The organism is Roseovarius sp. D0-M9, assembly GCF_037083805.1.
Taxonomy (GTDB): domain Bacteria; phylum Pseudomonadota; class Alphaproteobacteria; order Rhodobacterales; family Rhodobacteraceae; genus Roseovarius.
Window position 1 is genome coordinate 108527 of sequence record NZ_JBAPKZ010000008.1, and the last position, 26436, is coordinate 134962.

At 62.9% G+C, this 26436-nt stretch carries 31 protein-coding genes; 14 read left to right on the top strand and 17 right to left on the bottom strand.

The window, feature by feature from the left end; translation table 11 throughout:
• The first annotated feature begins 43 nt into the window (after positions 1-43).
• Positions 44-571 carry a DUF4177 domain-containing protein gene (locus tag V8352_RS07655; RefSeq protein ID WP_336423685.1) on the top strand — a complete coding sequence of 176 codons (528 nt, stop codon included), beginning with the start codon at positions 44-46 and terminating at the stop codon, positions 569-571.
• Positions 572-711: 140 nt separating this feature from the next.
• On the opposite strand, the gene V8352_RS07660 is transcribed toward V8352_RS07655, so the two are convergent.
• A complete protein-coding gene (locus V8352_RS07660; protein WP_336423686.1) occupies positions 712-969 on the bottom strand; it encodes a BolA family protein in 258 nt (85 codons plus the stop codon).
• A 76-nt stretch (positions 970-1045) separates the two neighbouring features.
• Between V8352_RS07660 and V8352_RS07665 the strand changes: the two genes are divergently transcribed.
• Together V8352_RS07665 and V8352_RS07670 are read left to right on the top strand one after the other, a co-directional pair.
• Positions 1046-1672: a J domain-containing protein gene (locus tag V8352_RS07665; RefSeq protein WP_336423687.1), complete on the top strand. Its 627-nt coding sequence runs from the start codon at positions 1046-1048 to the stop codon at positions 1670-1672.
• A gap of 337 nt (positions 1673-2009) precedes the next feature.
• Positions 2010-2759, top strand: coding sequence for a helix-turn-helix transcriptional regulator (locus V8352_RS07670; protein WP_336423688.1), 750 nt, complete (start codon positions 2010-2012; stop codon positions 2757-2759).
• Positions 2760-2971: 212 nt separating this feature from the next.
• Here V8352_RS07670 and V8352_RS07675 read toward each other — a convergent pair whose 3' ends face one another.
• The 5 genes from V8352_RS07675 to V8352_RS07695 form a co-directional block, all read right to left on the bottom strand.
• Entirely contained in the window at positions 2972-3394 is a 423-nt protein-coding gene (locus tag V8352_RS07675; protein WP_336423689.1) for an OsmC family protein, read from the bottom strand.
• Between the two features lie 142 nt (positions 3395-3536).
• Positions 3537-4025 carry a peptide-methionine (R)-S-oxide reductase MsrB gene (msrB, locus tag V8352_RS07680; protein ID WP_336423690.1) on the bottom strand — a complete coding sequence of 163 codons (489 nt, stop codon included), beginning with the start codon at positions 4023-4025 and terminating at the stop codon, positions 3537-3539.
• A 144-nt stretch (positions 4026-4169) separates the two neighbouring features.
• On the bottom strand, positions 4170-4724 hold the full coding sequence (locus V8352_RS07685) for a fasciclin domain-containing protein (protein ID WP_336423691.1): 555 nt from the start codon (positions 4722-4724) through the stop codon (positions 4170-4172).
• A 111-nt stretch (positions 4725-4835) separates the two neighbouring features.
• Positions 4836-5543, bottom strand: a complete 708-nt coding sequence (locus V8352_RS07690) for an anti-sigma factor (RefSeq protein WP_336423692.1) — start codon at positions 5541-5543, stop codon at positions 4836-4838.
• Positions 5540-6115: a sigma-70 family RNA polymerase sigma factor gene (locus V8352_RS07695; protein WP_336423693.1), complete on the bottom strand. Its 576-nt coding sequence runs from the start codon at positions 6113-6115 to the stop codon at positions 5540-5542. The genes V8352_RS07690 and V8352_RS07695 overlap by 4 nt, the downstream gene beginning before the upstream one ends.
• Before the next feature lie 130 nt (positions 6116-6245).
• Here V8352_RS07695 and cobS point away from each other — a divergent pair, with 130 nt between their 5' ends.
• The 4 genes from cobS to V8352_RS07715 all read left to right on the top strand — a co-directional run bounded on the left by cobS (position 6246) and on the right by V8352_RS07715 (position 11425).
• Positions 6246-7232 carry a cobaltochelatase subunit CobS gene (cobS, locus tag V8352_RS07700; protein ID WP_336423694.1) on the top strand — a complete coding sequence of 329 codons (987 nt, stop codon included), beginning with the start codon at positions 6246-6248 and terminating at the stop codon, positions 7230-7232.
• A 75-nt stretch (positions 7233-7307) separates the two neighbouring features.
• On the top strand, positions 7308-9182 hold the full coding sequence (cobT, locus tag V8352_RS07705) for a cobaltochelatase subunit CobT (RefSeq protein ID WP_336423695.1): 1875 nt from the start codon (positions 7308-7310) through the stop codon (positions 9180-9182).
• Positions 9182-10996 carry an aminopeptidase P family protein gene (locus V8352_RS07710; RefSeq protein WP_336423696.1) on the top strand — a complete coding sequence of 605 codons (1815 nt, stop codon included), beginning with the start codon at positions 9182-9184 and terminating at the stop codon, positions 10994-10996. The genes cobT and V8352_RS07710 overlap by 1 nt, the downstream gene beginning before the upstream one ends.
• A gap of 87 nt (positions 10997-11083) precedes the next feature.
• A complete protein-coding gene (locus tag V8352_RS07715) occupies positions 11084-11425 on the top strand; it encodes a DUF427 domain-containing protein (RefSeq protein ID WP_336423697.1) in 342 nt (113 codons plus the stop codon).
• Between the two features lie 53 nt (positions 11426-11478).
• Here the strand turns inward: V8352_RS07715 and V8352_RS07720 are convergent, their stop codons facing one another.
• Entirely contained in the window at positions 11479-13167 is a 1689-nt protein-coding gene (locus V8352_RS07720; protein WP_336423698.1) for a chloride channel protein, read from the bottom strand.
• Positions 13168-13347: 180 nt separating this feature from the next.
• Positions 13348-13953, bottom strand: a complete 606-nt coding sequence (locus tag V8352_RS07725) for a hypothetical protein (RefSeq protein WP_336423699.1) — start codon at positions 13951-13953, stop codon at positions 13348-13350.
• A 161-nt stretch (positions 13954-14114) separates the two neighbouring features.
• Between V8352_RS07725 and V8352_RS07730 the strand changes: the two genes are divergently transcribed.
• From V8352_RS07730 to V8352_RS07745, 4 genes are all read left to right on the top strand, one after another.
• Entirely contained in the window at positions 14115-14552 is a 438-nt protein-coding gene (locus V8352_RS07730) for a tellurite resistance TerB family protein (protein ID WP_336423700.1), read from the top strand.
• A gap of 187 nt (positions 14553-14739) precedes the next feature.
• A complete protein-coding gene (locus V8352_RS07735) occupies positions 14740-15066 on the top strand; it encodes a hypothetical protein (protein ID WP_336423701.1) in 327 nt (108 codons plus the stop codon).
• 51 nt (positions 15067-15117) lie between these two features.
• Entirely contained in the window at positions 15118-15825 is a 708-nt protein-coding gene (locus tag V8352_RS07740; protein WP_336423702.1) for a L,D-transpeptidase, read from the top strand.
• A gap of 7 nt (positions 15826-15832) precedes the next feature.
• Positions 15833-15928, top strand: a complete 96-nt coding sequence (locus tag V8352_RS07745; RefSeq protein WP_336423716.1) for a DUF6647 family protein — start codon at positions 15833-15835, stop codon at positions 15926-15928.
• A gap of 42 nt (positions 15929-15970) precedes the next feature.
• Here the strand turns inward: V8352_RS07745 and V8352_RS07750 are convergent, their stop codons facing one another.
• The 8 genes from V8352_RS07750 to V8352_RS07785 form a co-directional block, all read right to left on the bottom strand.
• On the bottom strand, positions 15971-16939 hold the full coding sequence (locus tag V8352_RS07750; RefSeq protein WP_336423703.1) for a CAP domain-containing protein: 969 nt from the start codon (positions 16937-16939) through the stop codon (positions 15971-15973).
• Between the two features lie 274 nt (positions 16940-17213).
• Positions 17214-18512: a branched-chain amino acid ABC transporter permease gene (locus V8352_RS07755; protein ID WP_336423704.1), complete on the bottom strand. Its 1299-nt coding sequence runs from the start codon at positions 18510-18512 to the stop codon at positions 17214-17216.
• Positions 18509-19519: a branched-chain amino acid ABC transporter permease gene (locus V8352_RS07760; protein ID WP_336423705.1), complete on the bottom strand. Its 1011-nt coding sequence runs from the start codon at positions 19517-19519 to the stop codon at positions 18509-18511. The genes V8352_RS07755 and V8352_RS07760 overlap by 4 nt, the downstream gene beginning before the upstream one ends.
• A complete protein-coding gene (locus tag V8352_RS07765; protein ID WP_336423706.1) occupies positions 19520-20227 on the bottom strand; it encodes an ABC transporter ATP-binding protein in 708 nt (235 codons plus the stop codon).
• Positions 20224-21006 (bottom strand): ABC transporter ATP-binding protein, encoded by a 783-nt coding sequence (locus V8352_RS07770; protein ID WP_336423707.1) that lies wholly within the window; start codon positions 21004-21006, stop codon positions 20224-20226. The genes V8352_RS07765 and V8352_RS07770 overlap by 4 nt, the downstream gene beginning before the upstream one ends.
• A 91-nt stretch (positions 21007-21097) precedes the next feature.
• Positions 21098-22294 carry an ABC transporter substrate-binding protein gene (locus tag V8352_RS07775; protein WP_336423708.1) on the bottom strand — a complete coding sequence of 399 codons (1197 nt, stop codon included), beginning with the start codon at positions 22292-22294 and terminating at the stop codon, positions 21098-21100.
• Between the two features lie 497 nt (positions 22295-22791).
• Complete coding sequence (locus V8352_RS07780) at positions 22792-24090, bottom strand: MFS transporter (protein ID WP_336423709.1); 1299 nt, start codon at positions 24088-24090, stop codon at positions 22792-22794.
• A gap of 9 nt (positions 24091-24099) precedes the next feature.
• Positions 24100-24360, bottom strand: coding sequence for a metal-sensing transcriptional repressor (locus V8352_RS07785; protein WP_336423710.1), 261 nt, complete (start codon positions 24358-24360; stop codon positions 24100-24102).
• A 50-nt stretch (positions 24361-24410) separates the two neighbouring features.
• Between V8352_RS07785 and V8352_RS07790 the strand changes: the two genes are divergently transcribed.
• The 3 genes from V8352_RS07790 to V8352_RS07800 are packed head-to-tail and all read left to right on the top strand — an operon-like array spanning position 24411 to position 26238.
• The gene (locus V8352_RS07790) at positions 24411-24800 is read left to right on the top strand and encodes a hypothetical protein (RefSeq protein ID WP_336423711.1); all 390 of its coding nucleotides are present in this window, start codon (positions 24411-24413) and stop codon (positions 24798-24800) included.
• Positions 24801-24858: 58 nt separating this feature from the next.
• The gene (locus V8352_RS07795) at positions 24859-25587 is read left to right on the top strand and encodes a HupE/UreJ family protein (protein ID WP_336423712.1); all 729 of its coding nucleotides are present in this window, start codon (positions 24859-24861) and stop codon (positions 25585-25587) included.
• Between the two features lie 18 nt (positions 25588-25605).
• Complete coding sequence (locus V8352_RS07800) at positions 25606-26238, top strand: transmembrane anchor protein (RefSeq protein WP_336423713.1); 633 nt, start codon at positions 25606-25608, stop codon at positions 26236-26238.
• Here V8352_RS07800 and V8352_RS07805 read toward each other — a convergent pair.
• Positions 26232-26423, bottom strand: a complete 192-nt coding sequence (locus V8352_RS07805) for an RNA polymerase sigma factor (RefSeq protein WP_336423717.1) — start codon at positions 26421-26423, stop codon at positions 26232-26234. The genes V8352_RS07800 and V8352_RS07805 overlap by 7 nt on opposite strands.
• Positions 26424-26436 lie beyond the last annotated feature (13 nt).

The following is a 26436-nucleotide window of genomic DNA, read 5'->3' on the forward strand; positions in this document are numbered from 1 at the left end:
GCTTGGATAGGCTGCGACCCGGACGACAAGGAACGAGGCCCAGATGGCAAGCTACGAGTACAAGGTGATCCCCGCCCCGACAAAGGGCGCCAAGGCGCCCGGCCTCAAGACCGCCGAGGCGCGCTTTGCCGCTACGATCGAGGACACGCTGAACGCACAGGCAGCAGAGGGGTGGGAGTATCTTCGCACCGATATCCTGCCGTCGGAAGAGCGTCAGGGATTGACCGGATCGCAGACCGTCTATCGCACGCTCATGGTATTTCGCCGCGCCAAGGCGGGTGAGGACAGCAGTGCCGGGGACGTGATTCAAACCGCGCAGGATGTGGCCGAGGCGGTCTCGCCCAGCGTGGACGTGGGTGGCCCTACGCGCCGCGAGCCGACGCTGACACCCGTCCAGCCGTCGCGCGGCGATCCCGCCCCCAAGCCGGAGGAGCCTGATCCGGATGCGCCCAAGCCCGAAGGCCCCGAGCCCGACGTCCCTGGGCCCGCAGAGCCTGCGCCCACAGAACCTGAGCAGCCGGACACGCCAAAGCCCGACGCACCGGATCCCGAAACCCCCAAGAAGGACTAAAGCGTTTCGCGAAAAACCTGACTCACAGAGTTTCGCGAAACGCAGCGCGACATAAAGGCGTTGCACGCGTTTCGCCTTTTGCTGATCCTCAGGTTAAATGCGAAAAGCTTTAGCGCTCAACAGCGCGGCGCCCCCCCGCCTCAGGCATCCACGTCGATGGCCAACGCATGAATACGCCCGATCAACTCGGGCCCGATGGCGGCATGGATCGCGCGATGGCGACCAAGACGCGACATCGGCGTCAACGCGCTTGCCCGAATGCGAACACGAAAGTGCGACTGACCGCCCTCAGGCGCACCCGCGTGGCCATGATGCGCCGCACTTTCGTCAATGACTTCAAGGAATTGCGCGTCAAAGCTGCGCTCTAATGCCGCGTGGATTTCTGCTGCCTTGTCCATCTTTCTACTCTTCGCCCCCTTCAACTTCGGTGCAATTAGACTAGAGTGTCTGCTTCGACTCGCAAAGGGGTACCCGATGAGCAAATCCGATCCATTTGGTTTCGACATGTCCGTCTCGTCGGCCAAGAAGAAGAATCCGCGCGGCCGGCGCGGGATGTCCGGCGCATCAGAGACATCCAAGCGTCAGTGCGAGCATGAGGGCTGCACGCAGCCCGGCCTTTACCGTGCGCCCAAGGCGCCGGATGTGCTGGATGAATTCTATTGGTTCTGCCAGGAGCATGTCCGCGAATATAACCTGAAGTGGAATTTCTTCGACGGCACCACCGAGGCCGAGATGAATGCCCAGATGTCCAAGGACAAGGTGTGGGAGCGCTCGACCAAGGCGTTTACCGACCCCGAGGCGCGCGCTTGGGCCCGCCTTGGCATCGAGGACCCGCATCAGGTGCTGGGCGTTAACGCCACGCGAAACCCGGGCAAGGAAAAATCGGGCGGCGGCAAGCGTCTTCCCCCGACCGAGCGGCAGGCGGTCGAAATCCTGGAGGCCAAGGACAGCGACACCAAGGCCGATCTGCGCAAGGCCTACCGCGCTCTGATCAAGGTGCTGCACCCGGACATGAACGGCGGGGATCGCAGTCAAGAAGAGCAGTTGCAGCAGGTGATGTGGGCGTGGGAGCAGCTCAAGAACAGCCGCAATTTCAAGTGAGCGCTGCGCCTCGCCGGTAAACGGAGTGGCGCGGCCCCTGCGCGCGCCCAGCGTGAGGCCCATACATTATTGTGGGCCTCTGAATCGGCCTGGCCCACCTGTGGGCGGGCCCCGAACAGCATATGAGTGAAGTATCACGCGCAAGATGATCTCCATCGCTTCCCGGCAGGGCATTGCTGCGCCTTGCCGTTTGGGCAGAGGATCAAAGTCCGGATCCGGAATTTACGCGCAAGGCTGATGGCTTGTCCCAAAGCTCGCCCCACAGAGTGTCAACCAATCTGGACAAATCGTTCATCTTTGCGCAGGATTACCGCAAGTAAACCTCGGCGGCTGGACTATGACGACGCGATACGCAAATCTTTTGATCGACGCTGCCGATACATTGTCAGAGGCCAGGACGGATGACGCCGCTTGGCAGGCCATCAACGTCATAGCACGCCGGATTGGCGCCAACGCGGTCAACGCCGGTGCATTTCTCACGGGCGCTTCGCAGATCGCATGGATGCGAAGCTCGATGACTACGGCTTGGCTCGATGACTATGCGGGGCAAAGCTTTCATGACAATGATCCTCTGATAAAGGGGGCCTTGGCGGGGGCGCTGCCCGTCCTCTATGACGTCGCAGCGCGTGATCGAGGCGACGGCACGGGCGGCCAATACAGCGACCTGCATGACGGGCTGATGAGCCATGACTACAACTACATGATCTCCCACAGCTGGTTCGACGGGGACATCAACAAGGGCATCGTTCTGAGTAGCAGGGAAGATCCAACGGATCTTTTCGGTCCGGGAACGATGCGTGCATTCTCTGCCGTGTCCGCCATGATGTCCTACAGGCTTCAGGCGCCTGACGGCAGCGGGCCCGATGGGCGGGCCTTCGGATCTAGCTGGCGCCAGTTGGAGGAGGATGAGCGCGACGTGGTCAGCTACCTCGCCATCGGCATGAGCGTGGATATGATCGCGCACAAGCTGAAAGAGAATGAGGCGACGATCCTGAGACTCATTGAAAGAGCATCCCTCAAGATGAACGCAGAGACCAAAGATCAGACCGTGGCACTTGCTTTGACGCGCGGGCTATTGGCGATCTGAAATCTGTCTGCCTGGCCCCTACATGCGGGGTATGGCGCAGACGCCTAGCCGGGTGGCTGGGGCGTTTGCGATCCGTCTCGTTGATGTTGTGCCGGATTTGCGGCCCCCGGCACTTGCGCCGGAGTTTCCGGATCCTGGTAGCGTTCAGGATCCGGACGCAAAAAGGCCCCGGACGATATCGCCGGGGCCTGCAATGTCGATGCGATAACGGATCAGCCCAGTTTGGCGTCCAATGTGATCTCGGCTGTGAGCAGCTTGGAAATCGGGCAGTTCTTCTTGGTTGCTTCAGCGATCTTCTGGAAATCCTCTTCGCTGATGCCGGGAATCTTGGCCGAGACGTCCAGATGCACCTTGGTGACGGCAAAGCCGCCATCGACCTCTGAGAGTGTCACAATGGCACTGGCATTGATTTCTTCGGCCTTCAGACCCTTTTCGCCAAGGCCCAGCGACATCGCCATCGCATAGCAGCTGGCATGGGCCGCTCCCACCAGTTCTTCGGGGTTCGTACCGGGCTCGTCCTCGAACCGGGTGTTGAAGCCGTAGGGCACATTCTTGATCGCCGCGCTTTCGGTGCTGACCTGCCCTTGGCCGGATTTCAGATCTCCGCTCCAAACCGCTGAACCTTTGCGTTCCATGTGTCGCTCCTTGGGTTTTTAAAATTTGAACCGCGCACATCCGGCGCGGCAAGGCCGCCCCTGCGACCCGTCTGGATGGCAACGCGGGGACGGCCCTGAAAGTTGCATTCCTGAAAGTTGATCGGACCCAAGCGCGTGCGGCTCAGGCCCCTGCAGCCACGAAGCTCAGCGAAACACCGTTGATGCAGTGACGCTTGCCGGTCGGTTCGGGGCCGTCGTCAAAGATATGCCCCAAGTGGCTGCCGCAACGCCGGCAATGGCATTCGGTGCGCAGGGAAAAGAACGAGCGGTCTTCCTTGGTGCCGATCGCGTTCTCCTTGGCCTCCCAAAAGCTGGGCCAGCCCGTGCCGCTGTCGTATTTCGTCTCGGATGAATAGAGCGGCAGATCGCAGCCGCGGCAGTTATACGATCCCTCGGCGGTGTTCTTGTCCAATGGCGAGGTAAAGGCGCGCTCGGTGCCCTCTTCGCGCATGACCTTGTATTCAAGCTCGCTCAGCATGGCGCGCCATTCGGCCTCGGTCCGGGTCACTTCGAACGTCCCGCTCTCAGAGGTGCTGGCCCCGCCCAGCCGGGCAAAGACCGTAGCCGAGCCTGCAACAAGCGCTGCTGTGATGAAATGGCGTCTATCCATTCGTTATGCTCCTAATCGATATGCGCAAACCCCTCTGGCCGCGCCATTTTCTTACAATGTGAAAGCATCGGGCCCGGCAAGCAAGTGCCGGGCCCGCGTTCTCACCTGATCGTGTAGGCGCGTGTGCGCCTCGCCCGCATGGCCTTACTCGGTTGCGGACAGGATCACCGTGTCAACCACGTGGATCACGCCGTTGGACTGCTCCACATCTGCGATGGTGACAGTGATCGTCTGGCCCTGCTCGTCTTCGAGCATGATCATGTCGCCGTCATAGGTGGCGTTCAGCATGCAGCCGCCCAGCGTAGGGACGACATGACTGCCGCCGTCATCGTCGATCATGCCCATGATCGCGCCAGACATCGCATCGGCGCCGACCACGTGGCAGGTCAGGATCTGCGCCAGCTGTTCCTTGTGCTCGGGCTTGAGCAGGGCCTCGACCGTGCCATCGGCCAGCTTGCCAAAGGCGGCATTGGTCGGGGCAAAGACAGTGAACGGGCCTTCACCCGACAGCGTCTCGACAAGGCCCGCGGCCTTGACGGCGGCGACCAGCGTGGTGTGATCGGCCGAATTCACGGCATTCTCGATGATGTTCTTGTCGGCATACATGGCCGCGCCGCCAACCATCGGGTTGTCGGCATAGGCGCCGGTGGCAAGGACGGCTGCGGTGGCAGTGGCGGTCATCATGGTCTTGAAAGTCATGAACTTCTCCTGGGGTTGCTCAGGCACTATCGCCTGTTGACCCTCACAGCCACGCAACCCGGCAAGATATAGTTTCAGAAAAAATCAAGATTGCTGCCAGCCGCGCAATTCTCAGAGCGGTGTGACCGATCCTGTCGCCAGAACGCTGCCCGTGGGCGCGCCGGTTGGCGAGCCGCCCGGCGGCTCGTCCGAGATGGCCAGAACACCGCCCGCCATGCGCGCGCCGATCGCCGGATCAACCTCCAGCCGTGCCGCATCCTGATCGGGCAGCACGCCCAAGGACACAGGCGCATCCTGCCCCGCGATCAGCCACAGCTCCAGCACGCGGCCCTCGGGCGCCGTGCCTGCACGTCGCTCGATGCTGAGCGTGCCACCATCCTCGTCGTAGCTGGCAAGGACCATGAGCGAGCCATCCTCGGCCGCGACCTGCGCGGTGTAATCCGGCGCACCGGGCAGAACCGGCCCCTGCCCCAGCAGCCCCGCATTCAGCGTCACATAGAGCGCCAGCGCCGCCGCAACCGCGCCGCCGACCAGCCAGCCAAGGCCGCGCAGCCCGGCAAAGGGCCGCCGCACCGCTGTGCCGCCGAAGATCTGCGCCTCGATCCGGCCCTGCAATGCAGGCGGCGGCGCGACCTCCTCTATCTCGTCGGTCAGCCCCGCCAGATCCTCGGCCCACGCGGCATAGAGCGCGCGCAGCTCCGGCTCGGCGACAAGGCGGGCCTCGAACGCCTCCGCTGCGCCCGCGTCCATCAGACCCAGCGCATACTCGCCCGCAAGGACGCGGTCGTCCTCGTCGTCATATGGCGGCTGGCCGGTCATCGCGTCAGGCACTCCTTGAGTTTCATCAGGCTGCGGCGCAGCCACGTTCGCATGGTATTGAGTGGCACATCAAAACGCGTGGCAAGTTCGGCATAGGTCTCGCCGTCCAGATACGCGCGGCGCACCGCTTCGGAATGGCCCTCGTCCAACTCATCAAGGCAGTGCGCGAGGTGTGTGCGCTCACTGCTGGCGATGGCCTGCGCCTCGGGTCCGGGTGCGGCATCGGCCATTGCCTCGGCAGCATCCAGCCCAGGCTGCGCCTCGCGCCGACGGCGCGCACGGTCGATGGCGGTGTTCCGCGCAATGGTGATGAGCCATGTCATCGGGCTGAGGCCGTTGGCGCGATAGCGATCGGCATGGCGCCATATCTTGACATAAGCCTCCTGCAACGCTTCTTCGGCCTCGGACCTGTCCTTCAAGACACGCAGGCAGATACCCAATAGTTTCGCGGACGTATGCGCATAAAGATCGGAAAATGCCGCGCGTTCGCCCATGGCGGCGCGGGCGATCAGAACTTCGATCTCGTCTCGCGTCACGTCGGCTATCGGTCCCGGATTGAGGATGGGCGGCATGCACCTTTGGTCCAGTGGTAGGGACAACCCCGCCCGAGCGCCAGCATTTCTTTCCCTTTCCCTTGCCCTTCCAAGCGATATGTTGCACCACAACAGGCAAATCACAGATGCGAAGTAAGGACCAATTGGAATGGCTGACGGCATGATCGACGCGCAAGCGAAACCGACCGAAGAGATCTCCGTGCGCGATGTCTTCGGCATCGAATCCGATATGAAAATCAAGGGGTTTGCCGAGCGGACCGAGCGCGTTCCCGACAATGACAGCACCTACAAGTTCGACCGCGACACGACGCTGGCGATCCTTGCCGGCTTTGCCCACAACCGCCGCGTCATGATCCAAGGGTATCACGGCACCGGCAAATCCACCCATATCGAACAGGTGGCAAGCCGCCTCAACTGGCCATGCGTGCGCGTCAACCTCGACAGCCATATCAGCCGGATCGACCTGATCGGCAAGGACGCGATCAAGCTGAAGGATGGCGTGCAGGTCACCGAGTTCCACGAGGGCATCCTGCCTTGGGCGCTGCGCAATCCGACCGCAATCGTCTTTGACGAATATGATGCGGGCCGCGCCGATGTGATGTTCGTGATCCAGCGCGTGCTGGAGGCGGACGGCAAGCTGACGCTGCTTGACCAGAACCAGGTGATCACGCCCAATCCCTATTTCCGCCTCTTCGCCACCGCCAACACGGTCGGCCTTGGCGACACCACGGGCCTTTACCACGGCACCCAGCAGATCAACCAGGGCCAGATGGACCGCTGGAGCCTCGTCGCCACGCTCAACTACCTCAGCCACGACGCCGAGGTCGCGATCGTGCTGTCCAAGAACCCGACCTACAACACCGCCGGGGGCCGCAAGACAATCAGCCAGATGGTGACGGTCGCCGACCTGACCCGAACCGCCTTCATGAACGGCGAGCTTTCGACGGTCATGTCGCCGCGCACCGTCATCGCGTGGGCACAGAACCAGAGCATCTTCCGCGATGTCGGCTATGCGTTCCGCCTGACGTTCCTGAATAAATGCGACGAGCTGGAGCGCCAGACTGTCGCCGAATTCTACCAGCGCTGCTTTGACGAGGAACTGCCCGAAAGCGCGGCGAGCGTGAGCCTCGGATGACCGCCCGGCTGCGCCTTGCATGAGGCGCAGCACCTGCAAGTCGGCGTCAAAGCCGCTCCGCGTTGAAGGATCCCAATGAAAAAACCATCCGACAACCCAGCCGATCCGTTCAAGAAGGCCCTCGCCGAGGCGACCAAGGTCATGTCGGGCGACCGCGAGTTGAATGTCAGCTATTCGGTCGATCCGGCGGGCATCTCGGGCGATTCCATGCGCCTGCCGCAGATCAGCCGCCGCATGTCCCGCGAAGAAGTGCTGCATGCGCGCGGCACCGCCGATGCGTTGGCGTTGCGCCACAAGTATCACAACGCGAAAACGCACGCCAAATACGTGCCCCCTGGCGCAATGGCCCGCGACATTTATGAGGCGATGGAGACGGCCCGCTGCGAGGCGGTGGGCGCGCGCACCATGCCCGGCACCGCCAGCAACATCGACGCCAAGATCGCCGCCGAGGCCGCGCGCTCGGGCTACGATCAGATCACCGATTCCGCCGACGCACCGCTGCACAAGGCCGCCGAATACCTGATCCGCCACCTCGCCACGGGCCGCGAGCTGCCCGAGGGCGCGCGCAATGTCATGGACCTCTGGCGCGGCTTTATCGAGGGCGAGGCGGGCGACACGCTGGAGAATCTGCAAGACACGCTTGCCGATCAGGGCGAATTCGCCAAATTCGCGCGCAAGGTGATCGAGGATCTGGGATACGGCGACCAGTTGGGCGACGACCCCGATGCCGAGGACGACGAGCAGGAGGACGAGGCCCAAGAGGACAACGACGACGATCAGGAGGACAGCGGCGGCGAGGACGACAGCGAAACCGAAGAGTCCGACGCCGAAGCCGAGCAATCCCAAGACGAGCAGCAAGACGCCTCTCAGGCTCAGGTCAGCATGGACGAAAGTGCCAATGAGGACGCGGGTGAGGATGCCGACATGCCCGACGGCGACGCTCCGATGGAGCCGCCCGCGCCCCAGCCTTTTTCCGATGCCGATCCGAATTATGCGGTCTATTCAACCCTCTTCGACGAGGAAATTCACGCCGAGGATCTGGCCGAGCCGGTCGAGTTGGAGCGCCTGCGCGCTTACCTTGACCAGCAGCTCGAGCCGCTGAAGGGCGCCGTCAGCCGCCTTGCCAACAAGCTTCAGCGACGCCTTCAGGCGCAGCAGAGCCGGTCGTGGGAGTTCGACCGCGAGGAAGGCATCCTTGACGCGGGCCGCCTTGCGCGCATCGTGGCCAGCCCCACGACCCCGCTCAGCTTCAAGGTCGAGAAGGACACCGAGTTTCGCGATACCGTCGTCACGCTTTTGCTGGACAACTCCGGCTCGATGCGGGGCCGGCCGATCAGCATCGCGGCCATCTGTGCAGACGTGCTGGCCCGCACGCTTGAGCGGTGCAACGTCAAGGTCGAGATCCTCGGCTTTACCACCCGCGCATGGAAGGGCGGGCAAAGCCGCGAGACATGGCTGGGCGAAGGGCGCCCGCAACTGCCGGGCCGCCTGAACGATCTGCGCCACATCATCTACAAATCGGCCGACAGCCCGATGCGCCGGACGCGCCAGAACCTCGGGTTGATGATGAAAGAGGGCCTGCTGAAGGAAAACATCGATGGCGAGGCGCTGGAATGGGCGCACCGCCGGATGATGGCCCGCCGCGAGGCGCGCAAGATCCTGATGGTGATCTCGGACGGCGCGCCGGTGGATGACAGCACCCTGTCGGTGAACCCCGCCAACTACCTTGAAAAGCACCTGCGCGACGTGATCGGCATGGTGGAAAAGCGCAAGGCGGTCGAGCTTCTGGCCATCGGTATCGGCCATGACGTGACGCGCTATTATGATCGCGCCGTCACCATCACGGATGTCGATCAGCTGGCCGGCGCAATGACCGAGCAGCTGGCCGCGCTCTTTGACTCCGATCCGCGGGCCCGCGCGCGCGTCATGGGCATTAAAAGGGCATCGTGATGTTCCAATCCTTCGAAAACAAATCCAGCCCCGAGCAAGGGCCGCCCCGGCTTGCCGCGCTGCGCGAGGCCATGGCGGCCGCGCAGGTGGATGGCTGGCTGGTCCCGCGCGCAGACGTGCATCAGGGCGAATACGTGGCGCCGGGGGACGAGCGGTTGGCGTGGCTCACCGGCTTTACCGGCTCGGCAGGGTTTGCCGCGATCACCCAAGACAAGGCGGGCGTTTTCGTCGATGGCCGCTACCGCACACAGGTGCGCAGCCAGACGGACACGGGCGCCTTTCAGCCCGTGGACTGGCCTGAGACCAAGCTGGCCCAATGGCTGCGCGCGGCGCTGCCCGATGGCGGGCGTGTCGGCTTTGACCCGTGGCTTCATACGCTCAAGGAGATGGACGATCTGGCCCGCGCCCTGAGCGGCACCGGCATCGAGTGCGTGCCCCACGCCAACCTGATCGACAGTATCTGGCCTGATCGCCCTGCCCCGCCTCTGGGCAAGATCACCACCTACCCTGATGATCTGGCTGGCAAGACCAGCGCCGAAAAGCGGGCCGAATTGGCTGAAAGGCTGAAGGCCCAAGGCCACCGCGCCGCAGTCCTGACCTTGCCGGACAGCATCGCGTGGCTGCTGAATATTCGCGGCGCCGATATCCCGCGCAACCCCATCCCCCATGCCTTCGCCATCCTGCACGACGACACGCGGGTCGAGCTGTATGTGCATCCGGACAAACTGGACGCCCTTCCGGCGAACTGCACGAAGGACGGCGTCTCTGCCCATGCCGACACGGGATTTACCGCAGCGCTGACGATTCTGTTGTCGCCGGTGCGCATTGATCCCGCATCGATCCCCGTTGCCGTCGTCGAGACGCTGCGGCAGACCGGGATCGACGCCGCCCATGAGGTTGATCCCTGCATCCTGCCCAAGGCGTGCAAGACCGAAGCCGAAATCGCCGCCACCCGCGCGGCGCATCTGCGCGACGGCGCGGCCGTCTGCGAAGCGCTGAGTTGGCTTGACGCGCAAGCGCCGGGCACCATCACCGAGATGGACGTTGTCACGCGGCTTGAGGAGGCGCGCCGCGCCACAGGCAAGCTGCTGGATATCAGCTTTGACACCATCGCGGGGGGCGGGCCGAACGGCGCGCTGGCCCATTACCGCGTATCCGAGACGTCGAACCGCACGCTGCAAGAGGGCGACCTGCTGGTTCTCGATGGCGGCGGGCAATATCTGGACGGGACAACCGACATCACCCGGACGCTGCCCATAGGCACACCCGGCACGGATGAGCGCGCGGCCTTTACCCGCGTGCTGCAAGGCATGATCGCCATCAGCCGCCTGCGGTTCCCCAAGGGTTTGGCGGGCCGCGACATGGATGCGCTGGCGCGCTATCCGCTCTGGCTGGCCGATCAGGACTATGCCCATGGCACCGGCCATGGGGTCGGCGTGTATCTGTGCGTCCACGAGGGGCCGCAGCGGATCAGCCGCGCCAGCGAGACCCCGCTGCAACCCGGCATGATCCTGTCGAACGAGCCGGGCTATTACCGCGAGGGCCATTTCGGCATCCGCATCGAAAACCTGCTGGTGGTGCAGCATGCCGCCCCCCTGCCCGGCAGCGATCCGGCCGACAGCGCCGCTGGTCGCCTCGCCTTCGAGACGTTGAATTTCGTGCCCATTGACCGCCGCCTGATCGACGTCGCAATGCTGGCGCAACCCGAGATCGACTGGATCAACGCCTATCACGCGCAGTGCCGGGAGAAAATCTCGCCTCTGCTCGGCCCGGATGCTTCGGAATGGCTCGACCGGGCGGCAGCACCCCTGTGACAAAACACACCCCTGACTGCGCTGGCCATAGCGCGCCAAAGGCGTCATGATCCCCGCTCGGTCCATAGGAAAAAGAGAGACACGTCCATGACGAAGATCACGATCACGCCAGCAAACGGCACATGGTCCATCCGCGCCGGCGGCGCCGTCATCGGTGAAAGCGGCAACGCGCTGGAGCTGGTCGAGGACGGGCATGCGCCGGTCGTCTACTTCCCGCGCGGCGATATCGCCACCGCCTTTCTCGACGCGAGCGAGCGCACCACCACCTGCCCGCACAAAGGCACCGCCAGCTATTATTCGATTGTCACGAAAAGCCGCACCATCGAAAATGCGGCGTGGAGCTATGAGAGCCCCAAGAGCGATGTCGCACAGATCGAGGGCCACCTTGCCTTTTCCACAGGCGATCTGGTGACAATCGAGCGGGTCTAAGGCCGCGCGCCTCACATCCCGGATGCGGCAGCGCGCGGTCACAGCATCAAGGTCTACCCATGTTCCTCGCGCGACAGTGACGCCAACGCGAGGTTGAATGCCTTGAGTGCGTCCACGTGATAGAGAACCCCCTTGTAGGTCGCCGGACCCTCGCCCTTGCCCTGCGTGACCACCGGGAGGTAATTCACTTCATGCGTCTCAAAGAGCGGCATCGCCGTCTCAAGCGTGGAGCCGATGTCGATTTTGATCCCCTTTTCGATCATCGCGCGGCAGATCTCTTCGGAGGGCGCGCTGTCATCGCCTGCCGGGCGCATCAGGCTGGCAACAGCCGTCATTGATAGCAAGTAGGCTTGTGGCCCCTCGGCCAGATGGATGCCCCGCCGCTTGAGCTGCGTCAGAAAGAACGAGCGCGTGACGAGGCGCGTGCCCAGCGCCGTCGATGTCGATACCGCCACCATCACCGCAAGCCCCGTCTGCCAATCCCCGGTCAGCTCGAACACGATCAGCGTGGTGGAAATCGGCGCGCCAAGGACCGCCGCCGCGACCGCCCCCATCCCCGCCAGCGCATAGAGCGAAAGAGAGCCAGACACATCCGGGAAGAGCGGTGTCGCGATCAGGCCGAAGGCCAGACCGGTCAACGCGCCCAGCATCAAGGATGGCGAAAAAACCCCGCCCCCCATGCGCCCGCCCAGCGTAATCGCCACCGCCAGCACCTTGAGCATGGCAAAGACGATCGCCTCGTGCAGCATGAGCTCGCCGGTCAGCGCGGCGGTCGTCGTCTCGTATCCGACGCCGATGATATGCGGAAACCAGATCGCGAGCCCGCCTAGCAATGCACCGGCAATGGCGGGCCGCATCCAGCCCGGCACTTTCAGGCGCCTGCACACCTCCGTGCCGAAATCCTCGGCCAGAAAAATGCTGCGCATCAGCACCGCCGCAACAACGCCGCAGATCAGGCCAAGGATCAGGAAGGCAGGCAATTCGACATAGAATTCCAGAACCGATGAGGTTGGGAGGACAAATTCCGTCAGCCCGCCAAATTCCAGCCGGTTGATCACCGTGCCCGCGACGCTGGCGATAACGATGGGCGCAAAGGCGTGGATGGCAAAATGGCGCAGCACCACCTCGAGCGCAAAGAGCGCACCCGCGATCGGCGCGTTGAACGACGCCGAGACCGCCGCCGCCACGGCGCAGCCCAAAAGGTCACGCCCATTCAGGCCGCTGGCATTGATGCGGTCGGCTGCCCAACTGGAAATGACACCCGCCAGATGCACCACCGGCCCCTCGCGCCCCGACGAGCCCCCCGCGCCCAGCGTGATCATCGACGCCGCCGCCGAGGCAAGGCCCGCGCGCCGCTCGACCCGGCCATTGTTCAGCGCGGCCCCCGCGATCACATCCGCGACCGACCGCACGCGCCCGTCATCGGTAAAGCGCGACAGGATCAGTCCCACGGCCAGCCCGCCAAGGATGGGAATCACAAGGATCCAGTACCACTCGAGGTCACCCGCAAAGCTGCCCAGGGTGCGTGGATCCTCGGCACCATAAAGGGTGCGCTGCAACCATGAGATGCCCTTGCGAAAAAGCAGCGCGCCAAATCCTGCGGCGATGCCGATCAAGAGCGCAATCAGCCAGAATTGAAACTGGCTGGGCCCCCGCGTCAGCAGCACGGTCCAGCCCCGCCGCGTTGCCGCGCGCGCATCCGCAAGGGTCCGGGAGGTGAATGAGGGGTCTGGCGTGCTCATTTAAGTCTCACAAGGCTCGATGCAGGCTCGATGCGCGTTCGGCTGGGCTGAGAAGAGGGCCCGAAGCTGACCAATCCCGAGCGCCCGGCGAGTGCGCCACACCTCTTGCATACCTCAATCCGTTGCGGGCTGAAACGCCTCTTGTTGCGCGTGTCAGCCGCGCGAATTTCACCGCACCTGCTATCCCTTTTCCCCGTTTCGTAGGCGCAGAACCGGTGCAAGCATCGCATAGATACCTCGCCAGCCCCCGCCTGACATGCGCCCACCTGTCATATGGCTACGCTGCGCCCCCAGTTCGGCATCAGGCGGGGCCTTGGCTACTTCTACCTGCCCGCACCGCGCCCCCATAACTGTGGCAATAATCGTCTCATCCAGCACCCAGCGCCCGCCGCAGCCCTCCGCACGATCGGCCTTTTGCGCGGCAAGCCAGTTTTCAAGACGGGGCACATCCGCAGCCGCCGCAGGTTTGCCGGGCAGGTAGAAGCCCGAATTGATCCGCAGGCAGATATTGTCCAGCAGCCGGACCGCGGGCCGATGCTCGGGCGGGACATCGCGCTTGGGAAAGTAGTTGAACCGCTCGGGGCCGCCGCGCAGAAAGACCGCCAGCGCCGTGCTCAGATCAATGCGCCTTTGCGCCATGATCCAGCCCAGCACGGGGCCGGGATGCGCCTCCCAATCATAACTGCAAGCCAGCCCGGCGAGATCCGCGCGACGCGCCCGGCGCATCACGTTCAGATGCGCGTCGGCATCGCCTTGAGTCCAATCTTGGCGGATCGGCATGTGCATGGGGCGGTGTCCTTATGTGCATGTAGGTTGAGACACCGCAAAGATGCCGCGCGATTCAGACCGCTTCTGGACGTGGGTGTGTCCCTTTTCTGGCAGAGTGCATTCCAGGGCTTGATGGAAATCGCTTGCCCCGACCAGCTTTGCAGGTAAACGTTCGGTGTATGCTTTCGCGAATTCTCGATCTGTTCAAAGGCCAGCCATCCGATCCGCTCCCCGAGCCGGACGCGCGCCTTGCGTTGGGGGCGCTCATGGTGCGCGTTGCCAAGTCGGATGGCGTTTATGAGTTGAATGAGATCAGCCGAATCGACGCGATCCTGGCACGTCTCAACAGTCTCGGTCCTGTGGACGCTGCCAAGATGCGCGCCACTTGCGAAAAGATCGAGGCCGAGGCGCCCAGCACGCGCAAGTTTGCCCTGCTGATCCGCGAAACCGTCAGCTTTGAGGCGCGCATCGAGGCACATGAAGCCCTGTGGCAAGTAATGCTGGCCGGAGGCGTGCCGTCAGAGCAGGAGATGGCCATCGTCGTTCAGGTGCGCGAGGCGCTCGGCCTCAGCAAGTCCGACTGCGAAGGCGCGAAATTGCGCGCCTCGCCCCTCTAGGTCGACTAACCAGTCTGACCAAGAAGCCGTGACCAATCTCGGCTCCCTTCAACAGAAGACAAATTCGCATCGCCTTCATCAACAGCACGTGCCGCATATTCACTTGCCCGTGATGTTCGATGAACAACCAGCGAGGCCGCGTATGTCGGGGTTGTATCCTTGAATGGATGGCTCCAAGGAGAGCGACATGAATGTCCTGCAGCGCAGTCTGACCCTGATCCTCATGGCGCTCCTCCTTCCGTGGGGGGCTTTTGGTGCGTCCTTTCCAGCGGTCGAAGTCCTGAGTGTTTCTGCTGAAAACATCATCGACCGGGTCGAGGTGAGTGCCTCGGAAAAACGCAAATGTCGCACGGCAAGCCTTCCAGGCTCGCCATGCGGTCCGGATATGAACGACGGGGCCGTTATTGCGATTTTTGCGGCGTCGCCTGTTGGTGATATCTTTTTTCGCGACGGTGATTGGCCCCGTGCCCGGCAAGGTCCGGCGCCCTCTACGGGTCCACCGCGATTTTCATGACCGAACCGCGCACTGCGCGTCACTTCCGTCATGAAAACAAGGACATATACAATGCTTACCCGACGAACCTTCACCGCCCTCGCGGCGGTAGCGGGCCTTGCTGCCTGTGCTCGACCTGCACCTCACGCCGTCTCGCCCGACGCACCTGAAGCACGCATCGCGCCGCAACATCCACCTCTTCCACGCTTCTACGGCGCCATCAACGACGAACCCTTTCCCGTCCCGGCCATTCCCGAGGGGTCGCTCGCGCCCGAATACTGGCGGCAGAAGGTCACCAACCCTTGGCCCGAGCATCCGCGTGGCACAATCATTGTCGATCCGGATGCCGCCATTCTCCACTTCGTCGAAAACCGGGAACAAGCCACACGCTACGGCGTCAGCGTCGGTGCGGCTGGCTTTGCTTGGGACGGGTCGGCCCGGCTTCAGTTCTGCCGTGCATGGCCGCGCTGGAAGGTCCCAGAGGCGATGATCGCCAGACAGCCGGACCTCGAGCCTTATTCGGTGGCCAATGGGGGGATGGATCCTGGCCCGGGCAATCCGATGGGCGCGCGCGCGCTCTACCTTTTTCAGAATGGCGTCGACACGCTGTATCGCGTTCACGGCGATGCCTCCCCCAAGGAATTGGGGAGTGCGGTATCATCAGGCTGCATCAGGATGCTGAATCAGGATGTGATCCATCTGCATGGCCAAGCCGTCCATGGTGCATCGGTGATCGTATTGCCATCCATGAAGCCGGAGAGCTTGCAGAGCGTGTATTGAAGCAAGACTGGCTGACCAAGGTCAAGGGCTACGCGCCAACGTAAACTGGCTTGCCGTAGTCCTTGACGCAGGATGCACGCGGCGGGACATACATCCCGACTGAACCACCTTGCCAATACGTCAAACCGGCTGGCAGTTTTGGCAGTTACTCGCGCCCCCCGAATACGGCGACCGCCGAGGTCCGCCCGGCACCTAGGGCCTCTACCGCGAAGCCGAAATGCGATGCGGCTGCGCTGCCGAGCGACCTTTCGCCCTCTGAGGCCGCAACCCAATCGGAGATGATCGCAGCAACATTTTCTCGCGTCAGGGTCGCTCCGGTTCCGCCGAGGCTGGCGGCTTGCAGCGCGAGGCTCGTCCATCCAGATGCCCCCTCCGGCAACAGTCCGAACACATCTTCGGGCAGCGCGTCGGGGTCGTTGGCAAGGCGTGCCAGTACCCGCTCGGCGACGGTGTCCAAGGCCTCACTGCGCTCAAGCCGATCATGTCCTGCGGCCGCGCGCGCTGCGTTTATTTCGTCAAATGCCAGTTCTCGTGCGGTCTCGGGCGTCAGCGGCTCGGCGTCGCCATCCCCCGCTGTCTCCGCGCCGGGACCAGAAAACGTCTGCACTGCATAGATCTCGTCGCCTTGCCCAGCGATACCAAACCCGAAACTGTCAAAGCCGTCTGACAGGATGTTCTCGCGATGACCGGGGCTTTGCATCCAGCCTTCGTGAAAGGCGCGCACGCGCGCCGCGTCCGGCGGGGCCGGGCAGCCTTCGCATTTTGCGATGTTTTCACCGCTGAGCCCCCAGCGGCTTCCTCCCGCCGCAAGGAAACGCTCGAACGGCGTTTCTCCTTCGGGCGTCACGTGATCGTAGTAGTCCCTTTCCAGCATGTCGGTCGCATGACCCTGCGCGACCTCATCCAATAGTGCGCTGGACCCGAGTTCAGAACGTCCTGCCTCGGCACGCGCAGCATTGGTCAGATCGAGCGCCTCCTGCCGCAACGCCGACAGGTCCCCCGTTTCCTGCGCGAATACGCAGCCAACGCTTGCCCCCAGCATTCCCATCGACAGAGCGAAGGGTGCCAACGCCCAGAGTCTGCTCCAGATCGTCCATCCACGGTTCTCGTTCATCGCAGCCCCCGTCCGTCGCGCAAACCAATCAACCGATGGAAAGGTTGTTCGTTCCCCGCCGGGTCGAAGCGTGCTTTCCATACGGGTCTGATGCGACGTGACGGCCAGAGGACCCACCGTCGGATATTAGCCACAAATGGAAGCCTGCCCAGATCCTGCTTCGGAAGCCGACGTCGCCATCTCGAATACTGGCTTCATGCCGCAGCGCCGCATGACGGCCCCGAGCGCAAACCGGAAGTGCAGCTATGCGAGGCAGCCTGTCGGCGATCCGGCACTACCGTTCGGGTATCAAGCCCTTTGGCGCGAACCTCATGACGACGAGTAGGATCGTGCCCATCATCAGATAGCGCATATACGCTGCCCCACTGACCAGGTGCTGCGCCAGGTTGGAGTCTTCGCCCAGCGGCCATGTCACCGTCGCCATGAACCAGTTACCGAATGGCTCGGCCTGGACCCACAGGAACCAGATGATGAACCCGCCCAGCACTGCGCCCCAGTTGTTCCCGGAACCGCCCAGGATCACCATCACCCACACCAGGAAGGTGAACCGCAGCGGGATATAGCTCGTCGGCGTGAGCTGGCCCTCGAGCGTGGTCAGCATCGCGCCCGCGACGCCGCAGGTGAAACAGCCGAGCACGAAGGTCTGAAGGTGACGCGCCTTGACGTTCTTGCCCATGGCGGCAGCGGCGTCGCGGTTGTCGCGGATGGCGCGCATCATCCGTCCCCAAGGGGAGCGCAGCGCACGTTCCGCGAACCACATGATGGTCGCCAGAACGGCGATGAACAGCACGGCGTAGCACAGCTTGACGAAGAGGCTGGCGGCATCGGAGAGATCCGCAGCGCCGAAGAAATTGGCGAGCGCGATGAACCAGTCCTGCTGGATCAGATCGACCTCGTATGGAACGGGGCGCGGGATGCCGGTGACGTTCTTCACGCCGCGCGACAGCCACTCCTCGTACTTGATGACGGCGATGATGATCTCAGCAATGCCAAGCGTGGCGATCGCCAGGTAGTCGGCGCGCAGCCCCAGCGCGATGCGCCCGATGAACCACCCTGCCCCGGCTGCGACCAGGCCGCCGATCGGCCAGGCCAGCAGCACCGGCAGCCCGGCACCGCCGAGATAGCCGCTCCGCGCGGCGTCGATCGACTCGATCGCGTCGGTCGCAGGACCGAAAAAATACCCGATGAGGAAATAGCCGACCACCAGCAGAACCAATGTCACCGGCCATTTGATCACCGGCGGTGCCACGCGCCGTGCAAAGATGATGGCCGCCACCGTGCCGACCAGGCTCAGAAGCGACAGCGCGATGTCGCCGCCGGCAACGGCCCAGGCCTCGGTCACCGGCGGCATGGAGACCAGCACCGCCGTCAGCCCGCCCAGCGCCGTGAAGCCCATGACCCCGACATTGAAGAGACCCGCATAGCCCCACTGCATGTTGACGCCCAAGGCCATCACCGCCGAGATGACGCAGAGATTGAAGATGCCGAAGGCGACGTTCCAGCTCTGATAGAAGCCAACCATGATCAGCACGAGGACCAAAAGACCGTACAGGAGCGCAACCCTTTGTGTCATATCACTTTCCCGCGGATGATGCCCGTCGGCCGGATAAGCAGGACCGCGACCAGAATGATGAAGGAGACCGCAAACTTGTAGTCCGTCGACAACAGCTGGACGAGGCCCTCCGGTGCCCAGCCCTCCGGGCCGAGATAGGCCAGAAACTTCTTGAAGGCGTAGGTCACCATCACCTCGGAGAAGGCGACGATAAAGGCGCCCAGAATCGCACCGACCGGCTGCCCGATGCCTCCGAGAATGGTCGCGGCAAAGATCGGCAAGAGGATCTGCAGGAAGATGAACGGCTTGTAGGTCTTGTCGAGGCCATAGAGCGTCCCGGCGATGGCGGCGAGCGAGGCGGCGATGATCCAGGCGATCATGACCACGCGGTCCGGATTGATGCCGCAGAGCAGCGCCAGATCCTCGTCGTCCGAATAAGCGCGCATCGCTTTGCCGGAGCGCGTCTTCTGCAAGAACCAGAAGAGCCAGGCTACGACGATGACCGCGACGACAACGGTGATCACCTGAGACTGCTTGATGGCGATGCCCTCGTCGAGGCCGAGCAGGTCACGTGACTCGAACGCGCCGATGATAAAGCGCTCGCCGTCGGCGAAACTCTGGTCAGCCGGCCCGATGATGATGCGGATCAACCCGGCCAGCACGAACATCACGCCGACCGAGGCGATGGCGAAGACGATTGGGTTGGAGCGTTGGCGGCGATAGAAACGGAAGACCATGCGATCCGTCAGCAGCGCGACGCCGATCGCCGCCAATATTCCCACCGGCAGGGCCAGAAGTGCGGTCGGCAAGGGGGCGATCCCCACCCCCATGGCCTGAAGGAACCATGTCACGAGGATCGTGATCATGGTTCCGAATGACATCAACTCACCGTGCGAGAAGTTGGCGAATTTCAGAATTCCAAAAATTATTGTGACGCCAAGCGCCCCCAGAGCGAGTTGCGCGCCGTAGGCGGTCGCCGGAACGACGACGAAATTGGCGAACAGTGCAAGCGCGTTAAGAACCTCCATTCAACCTCCCAGAAAGGACCGGCGCACTTCTTCGTTGGCAAGAAGCGCTTCTCCGGTGTCGGTGAATCGGTTGCGGCCTTGAACCATGACGAAGCCATGATCGGCGATCTCCAGCGCCTGGCGCGCGTTCTGCTCGACCATCAGGATGGCGACGCCGGTCCTGGCGATCTCCAGGATCTTGTCAAACAGCTCATCCATCACGATCGGCGAGACGCCGGCTGTCGGTTCGTCGAGCATCAGAAGATCCGGGCGGGTCATCAGCGCGCGGCCGACGGCCACCTGCTGGCGCTGCCCGCCAGAGAGTTCGCCCGCCGGCTGGTTGCGTTTCTCGGCCAGGATGGGGAACAGGCTGAAGACCTGATCCTTCGTCTCCTCGATGTCGTTGTCCTGGCGGATGAAGGCCCCCATTTCGAGGTTCTCTTCCACGGTCAGCGAGACGAAGACGTTGCGGTTCTGTGGCACGAAAGCCATTCCCTCGGGGACTCGGTCCTGCGGAGCGAGGTTGGTGATGTCCTTGCCGTTCAGCGTGACCGTGCCTTCGCGCAGGTCGAGCATGCCGAAGACGGCCTTCATCGCCGTGGACTTGCCGGCGCCGTTCGGGCCGACGACAACCGCGATCTCGCCCTGTTCCACGGTGATGGTGCAATCGTGGATGATGTCGGCGCCGCCGTATCCACCGGTCAGGCCAGTCGCGCTCAGGAAACTCATGCTGGCGCCTTCCGCTCGTGCTTGCGGCCGGTGCCAAGATACGCCTCGATGACGTCCTCGTTATTCTTGACCTCCTCAATGGTGCCTTGGGTGAGAAGCTTGCCGTCGGCCATGACGATGACGGGGTTGCAAAGGCGGGCGATGAAATCCATGTCGTGCTCGATCAGGCAGAATGTGTAGCCGCGCTCTTCGTTGAGGCGCTTGATCGAGGTTGCGATGGTCTTCAAAAGGGTGCGGTTCACACCAGCGCCAACCTCGTCGAGAAATACGATCTTGGCGTCGACCATCATGGTGCGGCCCAGCTCCAGCAGCTTCTTCTGGCCGCCCGACAGATTGCCGGCAAGCTCATCCTTCAGGTGGTCGATCTCAAGGAATTGGACGACGTCCAGCGCCCGCTCGCGGTTCTTTGCCTCGACCTCGCTGACCCGCCCGATATTGAACCAGCTGTGGCGCAGTTGCTCGCCGGGCTGATCGCCGGGCACGACCAGCAGGTTCTCCAGAACTGTCAGCGTGGGGAATTCATGCGCGATCTGGAAGGTGCGCAACAGGCCCTTGTGGAAAAGCTCGTGCGGCTCCAGGCCGGTAACGTCCTCGCCGTCCAGGGAGATGATGCCGGAGGATGGCGGGAATACGCCCGCAATGATGTTGAACAGCGTCGTCTTGCCCGCGCCGTTAGGGCCGATCAGCCCCGTGATCGAGCCCTTCTCGATAGACAGCGAGACGCCATCGACTGCGCGGATGCCACCGAAATTCTTGGCGACGTTTTCGACTGTTATCATTCAATCAATCCCGTTGCCGGTACAGCAGGAACGGCTGGGGGCAGCCGCCCCAACCGTTCCCGTGAAGCTGGGCCGTCGTCCGGCGAGGCACTTAGTGGTACATCACCGTTTCAAACTTGCCGCCCTTGACCTCCGTCTCGCGGAAGCTGCCGGCAGACTCGCCTGGCTCGATCAGCTCAAGAGCTGTGCCGCCGACATAGTCGATTTCACCGCCCTCGGCCAGAATCTCAAGGCCCTTGGCGAGCTCGCCCGGGTAGATCTTCTCACCCGGAGCGTTGGCGACGTCGAACACCTTGTCCTTGTAGACGGAACTGTCGGTCGAATCTGCCGCCTGCATGGCGAGCAGCATGAGCGCTGAGGCGTCGTAGGCTTCGGGCACATATGGGTCGTCACCCGTGAAATCATTGCCCTCCGCAAGGTCAGCCAACATCGAGGCACCCGGGCTGTCAGTGCCCGGATTGGTGCCGATCGAACCGTCCAGCGCGTCACCGAAGTGATTGGTCAAAGCCTCGCCAACCATGCCGTCCGGCAGCACGAACTTCTCGAAGGCACCGGTATCGAGGGAGGCCTGGATCATGCCCTTGCCGCCCTGGTCGAGGTAACCAGCCACGATCAGCACTTCGCCGCCAGCCGATGCCAGCGTGCCGACCTCGGCCGAGTAGTCGGCCTTGCCGTCCTCATGCGCCGCGACGGCGGTGATCTCGCCGCCCTTGGCCTTGAAGGCCGCCTCGATCGCATCGGCGAGACCCTTGCCGTAGTCGTTGTTGGTATAGGTCAGCGCGGCCGAAGAAATCTCGCGCCGCTCGAGGATGTTGGCGATGATCTCGCCCTGGCGCGCGTCCGACGGGGCCGTGCGGAAGAAATAGCCGTCGTCTTCGATTGTCGACAGTGCCGGCGAGGTCGCCGACGGGGAGATCATGACGATGCCATTGGCGCGCACGACGTTGTTGAGCACTGCCGTGGTGGCCCCGGAGCAGGTTGCCCCGTTGATGCCGTGGACGCCGTCGGAAGTTATCAGGCGCTCGGCCGCGGCCGTGGCAGCGCCGGCATCGATGCAGGTGCTGTCGCCGCGGACCGAGACGACTTCGCGACCACCGAGGAAAATGCCGCTGTCCGACACCTCCTTGATCGCCATTTCGCCGCCCAGCGCCATCGGCTTGACAAGAGACTCGGTCGGGCCCGTGAAGCCCTGCAGCATGCCGATCTTGACCGGATCCTGCGCCGAGGCGCCCGTTGCGACGGCCGCCCAGAACGCGGCCGACAAAAGTGTGGCAGACAGTTTTCTCATGGTTAGACCTCCCCTAGGGTTACAACTCTATTGGTCGTTGGATAAAGAGTATACATAACAAAATTGATGTTTCCACCCATCGTTATGTCAGGGGCTAAACGGTGGATCTTCGTCAGGCATCTGGACTGCCGCCATCGAGTGGTCCGGATTGATTGTTCGTACATCTAGTGGCGGCGCCAACGTTCGATGAGGATTTGGGCCTCAGAGGTGCGCCCCTCAGCTTTCGTGACCGAACTGATGGGCGACCCGGAGTATGGTGCCATTTGCCCACAAGAAGCGCCGAGCGAGCGCACACCTGTCTGACTTGCGGAGGGCGCTTGCTCTGCATGCATGGTCAGGATGGACCGGATTGATATCGGTGCGAATACGTGAAGCGCTGCGGAAAATCGGATGTCGGCATATCCCGCGTGCGCTGTAGGGCTGCCGATTAAAGACACCGAAAACGGCAACCTGACATGTTCGGATTGCGTTGCCGTGCAGCAGGCATGCCAAAGCTGTCAGAATGGCTGGCTCATTGAGCGCCGGGGCGCATGCCGCCGCGCGCCACGTAGGTGCGGGTGATCGAGCGGTAGGTTGTCGTGGGTATGCTCGAGTGTCTCCGGGTCTTCCCTCGGCCAGAAACGCAGCGCAGCCACGATGCCGCCTCCGGCGACTGCTGCCAGAACGGTAAGTGCAACGACGGAGCCGAACCGCGTCATCAGCCACCCCGACAGCGGATAGGTTACGAGCCAGCAGGCGTGGCTCAACGCGAACTGCGCCGCGAAAAGCGCGGGGCGGTCCTCGGCATGCGCGGAGCGGCGCAGGAGCCGTCCCGACGGCGTCAGAACGGTGGAATAGCCCAGCCCTACCAGCAGCCACGCGCCAAGCTGGACCGGCCAGACAAGGCCAAAAGTTGCGACCTCACCTGCCAACCCCAGAAGAGTCAGCACCATCAACACGGCACCGCCCACCATCACCGGGCGGTCTGGCACCTTGTCCAGAACGCGCGGCAGCATCAGTGCCGCAATCATCGACCCGGCCCCGAAGCAGAACAGGCTCCAGGCCAACGCGGATGCGTCCAGCCCCAGCGTGCTGCGCACCAGGACGACGGAATTGACCAGCACCATTGCCCCTGCCGCAGCAGCAGCCATGTTCAGCGCCAGCAGCCCGCGAAGACGCGGTGTGGCAAGGTAGATCCGGACGCCGCGGGTGGTGCGGTCGTAGATGCTTCTTGGCGCTGAGGGTTTCGGGCTGGGCAGCAGCACCGAGACGACCAGTGCCGCCGAGGCTGCAAATCCCACCACTGTTCCGAGGAAGAGGGAATTATAGCTCATCACTGCCAGCAACAGCCCGGCCAGCATGGGGCTGACGATGTTTTCCAGATCGTAGGCCAGCCGAGACAGCGACAACGCCCGGGTATAGCGCGCTTCTTCCGGCAGCACGTCGGGGATTGTCGCCTGAAATGTCGGCGTGAACGCCGCCGAGGCGGATTGGAGCAAAAAGATCAGGACATAGACCTGCCAGACCTCGGTCACGAAGGGCAGGCATAAAGCCACACCCGCCCTCACGAGATCCAGCGCCACGAGTAACGCGCGGCGCGGCACACGGTCCGCGAAGGCGCCCGCGAGCGGGGCGATGCCGACATAGGCCACCATCTTGATCGTGAAGACCGTGCCCAGCACCAGGCCTGCGTTGTCCCCTGCCAGATCGTAGGCCAGTAGCCCGAGAGCGACCGTGGCAAGCCCCGTGCCCAACAGCGCCACGACCTGTGCTGCGAAAAGATGGCGGTAGCTGCGGTCAGCAAGGACTCCAAGCATTGGGCTGCCTCAGAGGTAGCGGGAGATGGCTTTCATCTCGTCGCGGTCTGCGGTTGAGTGTTCGGCGTCGAGGCAATGATCCAGGTGATCGTGGATCAGGGCCCGCTTGGCGTTGGCGACCGCCTTTTCCACCGCCTGCATCTGTTGCGCGATTTCGAGGCAGGGCTTTCCCGCCTCGATCATGTCGATAACGGCACGAAGATGCCCATCGGCACGCTTCAGCCGGACGATGAGGGCGGGATGGGTTGCGTGGACATGAGGCTTCGTCATAAAAGAACGTTATCCTCCCCCAGAGGATAGAACAAGATGGCGCGATCAGCGTGCTGCGAACTGAAAACGAGCAGGCAGGCAAACCGGTGAAACACTTGCGGACATTTGGACAGAATGCACTTGCGGCGCTTCTTTGCCTGTCGCTAACAGTCTGGTCCATCGCCCCAACCGCAAACCACGCCCCTTTGGTGTTTGAAGTCGTGGCCGACCATGCCGAGATGATTGCCGACCACGGCCATTCGCATGGGCTGGAGGAGGACCTTTACTGGGCGCTTCATGGACATAGCCATGACGTGGCCGACCATGATCACAGTCAGGCACTACTCGCCCTCGGTGCCGGCACGCATCCGTCCTGGGGCTATCGCGACAATTTCCGGCTCCGTCCTTCATCCAGCGGGCCGCACCGGGTTTATATGATCGAACGACCTCCGAGGGTCTGATCGCCGCCGCCCTGGCGCGGCCTCACTGATCAACCAAAACAACATCGGAGATCCATCCATGACCTCGACTTCGCGGGTCCTGCGAGCCCTGGCGCCACGCCAGACGGTCACGCTGATTTTTTTACTGCTGGCGGCCTTCCTCCTGACCGTCAGCCAGGCCCTTGCCCATAACGTCACCGCAGGTGACGCGGGCTACATCCAGGAAATCTGGGGGGTGAAGATCATCCCCTTCATCTATCTCGGCGCCAAGCACATGGTAACCGGCTACGACCACATCCTGTTCCTGCTCGGCGTTGTCTTTTTCCTCTACAGGATGAAGGACGTCGGCATCTATGTCAGCCTCTTTGCCATCGGTCATTCGGTCACGATGCTTCTGGGCGTCTGGTATGGCTGGGGTATCAACGCCTACATCATTGACGCGATCATCGGCCTGTCGGTGGTCTACAAGGCGCTCGACAACCTTGGTTACTATCAGAAATGGTTCGGGTTCCAGCCCAATACCAAGGCCGCGACACTGATCTTCGGTCTGTTCCACGGCACCGGACTGGCGACCAAGATCCTTGAATACGACATCCCGCAAGACGGGCTTCTGGCCAACCTGCTGGCCTTCAACGTCGGCGTCGAGGTGGGCCAGCTGCTCGCCCTCGCCGTGATCCTGATCGTCATGGGCTACTGGCGGCGCCACCCCAACTTCATGCAGCAGGCCATTGTCGCAAACGTCGTGATGATGGGCCTCGGCATCTGGCTGACTGTCTATCAGGTCGCCGGTTACATCGCTTCAACCTAAGCCAAGATTGGATATCACATGAACAACGCACCCAGACCCAACCTCGAAGATCTGCCGACCAAGGCGAAACTCCTCCGCTCCAGCATCATTGCGGGCATCGGCGCCGTCGCGATCATGGTCACCATCTATCTGCCAGCGGAACACGCCATTGACCCCACCGGCGTTGGCCGCGTGCTTGGGCTGACGGACATGGGCGAGATCAAGGTTCAGCTTGCTGAAGAGGCCGAGGCGGATCGCTTGCTGGACGAGCAGCGTGCTCAGGATCAGTCCTCGAGCGTTCTCGACGCCGTCTTCGGCCTGTTCATCGGCACAGCCCACGCGCAGGAAGCGGAACAAGTCTGGCAAGACGAGGTGACATTCGTCCTCGAACCTGGGGCCACCGCGGAAATCAAGATGACGATGGAAGCCGGAAATGTCACCGATTACGCGTGGACAGCGACCGGGGGGCGGGTCAACTTTGACCTGCATGCCCATAGCGGCGGCGAGTCGGTTGACTATGAACGCGGCGCCGGTCAAATCGAAGGTGAAGGCAGCATCGAAGCCCCCTTCACCGGTGATCATGGCTGGTTCTGGCGCAACCGCGACAGCACGCCGATCACGATGACGATCCGGCTGCGTGGTGAGTATAATGAGATCGTCGAGACCTATTGATCCCCGATGCGGTCATTCGCCGCGCTGCTCGCGAATGGCCGGAGGGTGTCGATCCAGCAATTCCGGATGATGCGAGACATCCACGCATCAGCGCGTGTGCCAGGCGTGAAGCCATCGCGATGGTGAAGACACTTTTCAAGCGAGGCCTGAACCAGATCACCGGCTTGATCCGCCCCCCCTGCCACGGCTGCGCGAAAA